Below are 485 nucleotides of genomic sequence, written 5' to 3' on the forward strand. Positions count from 1 at the left end.
TTGATGCCCCGGTCCAGCAGCTCCTCCCGCAGGCCGTTCTGCAGGTCGTAGCCGATGTAGCCCTGGCTCATGGCCACGCACACCGACAGGGGGCAGGGGATGTACTTCTCCGGGTCGGACCGGGTCAGCTCGGCCATGGCCTTCTGGATCATGCCCACCTGGGGGCCGTTGCCGTGGGCGATGATGACCTCATGCCCCTCCTCGATCAGGTCGGCGATGGCCTTGGAGGTCTGCTTCACGGCGATCATCTGCTCGGGCAGGTTGTTGCCCAGCGCGTTGCCGCCCAACGCGATTACGATACGCTTGCCCATATGGTAAACACCTCGGTCATAAATTTTGAAATAGTGCGGCCCGTCCGCACAAAGTCAGGCAGGAGGACCTATGCGGACGGGCCGTGGATGAAGGGAAAAGAAATGGAAGTCTATCCGTTCAAAAGCAGCTTACGCTTACTTGTTGAACCAACGGGCGAGGCCGCGCTCCTCCAG

General features: G+C 60.8%; 1 protein-coding gene. It reads right to left on the minus strand.

Features of this window, described 5'->3' with window-relative positions; genetic code table 11:
* A partial coding sequence (locus tag H7U32_RS09905) for an amino acid kinase family protein (protein ID WP_440201459.1) occupies positions 1 to 311 on the minus strand: 311 nt, incomplete at its 3' end.
* Positions 312 to 485 lie beyond the last annotated feature (174 nt).

Origin of the sequence: Bifidobacterium pullorum subsp. saeculare (assembly GCF_016899725.1) — a bacterium.
In the GTDB taxonomy this organism is placed as follows: Bacteria; Actinomycetota; Actinomycetes; order Actinomycetales; family Bifidobacteriaceae; genus Bifidobacterium; species Bifidobacterium pullorum_C.